Below are 2,326 nucleotides of genomic sequence, written 5' to 3'. Positions count from 1 at the left end.
CAGGTCCGCCCCCAGTAGTTTGCGGGAGAAGTACGTTCCCGACGCAGAAGTACGTCGTCGATCAGAGCGTTGGGCCGTCCGGAGCGCGGAAGGCGCGACTGATGGCCGCCGTGAGCTCCTGTGGCCGTTCGAGGGAAGCGCCCGGGTTACCTGAGGTAGTCATCCAGGGCGGCCAGTATCGTCGGGGTGACGCGCTCGGCCTTCTCGTTGAGAATCAGGTGGTGATCGGCGGGCAGCTCGATCAGCCGCTTCTGGGGCGCCACCAGTCGCTCGTAGACCAAGCGGCTGTAACCGAGGGTGAACAGGGGATCACCCGTCGATACGAAGGCCACCACCGGGCAGGTGATGCTGCCGTCGACGAGGACCGACATATCGGTCGCGAACAGGCTGGACAGGAAGCTCACTGGGTAGGCAGTGCGTCCCAAGGGATCCCGGTAGAACTCGTCGCGCCACTCCCGCTCCGAGAAGACCTTGTTGACGTCGAGGTAGAAACTCATCGGCACCTGCAGTCCGGGCAAGACTCGGCCGGCGACGGCGATGATCCGCCGGATCACCGGGTACACCACGCCGAGCGCGTTGGGGAAGCGTGTGACCGACAGGGATTCTCGCAAGGGTGTGAACAGAACGTTGTGCGGAAAGGCGGCCCGGATGCGGTGCTCGCCGCCGGCTGCCAGCAGGGTGAGGACGCCTCCCTGGCTCGACCCCATCAGCCCGACGGCGCCGGGGAAACGGGCGCAGGCATAGCCCACCGCGTCCCGGACGTTTCCGATCATGTCGTCCAGGGTGAACCGGCGGACGACCCGGGGACTGCGCCCATGGGACAGCGGGTGGACGCCGACGACGTGGTAGCCGTGCCGGCTGACCGCGTCCAGGAAGGGGCTGTAGAACAGGGGATGGGTCATGGTGCCCGGGACGAACACGACCGTCGGCGCCGTGTCCTGCTCCGCCTCCCAGATGGACAGCGTGATGGGAGCCCGGCCCGATTCGATGGAGACCTCCGAGTAGCTGGCCAGGTCGATCGAGTGCTCGTTCAGCAGCGTTGCGATGTCCACGCTAGGCACGTCCCCTCAAGGTTGTCAGCGCTTCCGGCCGCAGCCACCAGGCTATCGCCTCGCCGGCATGATGAGGCCGGTGGGCTACAGGCAGGCCAGGTCGATCTTGCCCATGTGCAGGATCTTCTCGCGCGTGGCGGCGTCAGCCATGAGCTCGGCGATGTTGTGGGGGACGACCTGCCAGGACACGCCCCAGCGGTCGACGCACCAGCCGCAGCGCTCGGCCTCGGGCACGGCCGACAGTCCCGTCCAGTAGCGGTCGATCTCCTCCTGGTCCCGGCAGGAGACGATCATGGAGACCCCGGGCGTGAAGGTAAAGTCGTGGAAGGCCCCCGAGTCCATGGCCGCCATCCAGGTGCCGCGCAGCGTGAAGTCGGTGAACATGACGGTCCCCGCCTCCATCGGCCCACCCTCCTCGTAGCGGCGCAGAGCCCCGCGGTGGGCGTCGTCGAACAGGGCGATCCAGGCCTCAGTGGCCTCCTCTGCTTTGGCGGGGTTGGTTCCGCCAAACATGAAGGAGGGCAGGATGAAGGGACGCGGCTCGCCGGCCGGGTCGGTGAGCATGAGTCGCCAGGTCATGCCGAAGCGGTCGCGGACCCAGGCGTAGCGCGGCGAGAAGGGGTACTCGCCTAGCTCCATGAGCACACCGCCGGCGGAGAGCCGCTCGTAGAGCTCATCGAGGTAGGTCCGGGCCTGGTCCTCGCCGCCGAACAGGAGCGGGTCGAAGTTCAGGATGCAGCTGATCGACGGGTTCGGGGCGTACTGGTCGCCCCCGTTGATGAGCGAGAGCTGAAAGCCGTGGATGCTGATCGTGGCCGCGAGCCCGGGCGCCTGCTCGACGACGGAGCCCTCACGGAAGGCATCGGCGTAGAACTGGGCCGCTTCGTCGGCGGTGCCGTCGCACCAGATAGCGGGAGTGATGAGCTGATCCATGCGGACACCGTACCGCGACCGCACGTGCGACGGGGTGCCGCTCCCTTCCAGCCAGGAGCGGCACCCCGACAAGGTGACAGAAGCGAGGGATCGGTGGGTCAGTGCCTGATGATGGCGCCGGTCATGAGATGACCCTGCGCCGGTAGTGGAGCACTGCTGCGCCGGTGAGCATCCCGATGACCGCCAGGGTCGTCAGCCTGCCCGCTCGGGGTCCCGTATTGGACAAGGACCTGCGTGAGGCGGTGGTGGTCGGAGCGGCAGTGGGCGCTTTGGTGGGCTCGGGGACAACAGCCGGTGTAGGTGCCGAGCCGCTACTTGGATCTGGGGTGGGTTGAACGCTT

Annotated in this window: 2 protein-coding genes and 1 pseudogene; all 3 read right to left on the bottom strand. The window is 67.2% G+C overall.

The genetic code is table 11. From position 1 onward, the window contains the following. Positions 1-146 precede the first annotated feature (146 nt). Positions 147-1,052: an alpha/beta hydrolase gene (locus tag W5W_RS0100025; protein ID WP_017193823.1), complete on the bottom strand. Its 906-nt coding sequence runs from the start codon at positions 1,050-1,052 to the stop codon at positions 147-149. Between the two features lie 84 nt (positions 1,053-1,136). Beyond that, entirely contained in the window at positions 1,137-1,985 is an 849-nt protein-coding gene (locus tag W5W_RS0100020) for a VOC family protein (protein ID WP_017193822.1), read from the bottom strand. A 121-nt stretch (positions 1,986-2,106) separates the two neighbouring features. Then, positions 2,107-2,326, bottom strand: a pseudogene (locus tag W5W_RS16460) (hypothetical protein); the annotation flags it as partial.

The sequence above is a fragment of the Actinomyces massiliensis 4401292 genome (assembly GCF_000269805.1).
Lineage (GTDB): Bacteria > Actinomycetota > Actinomycetes > Actinomycetales > Actinomycetaceae > Actinomyces > Actinomyces massiliensis.
This window is presented reverse-complemented; position numbering and strand designations above follow the sequence as displayed.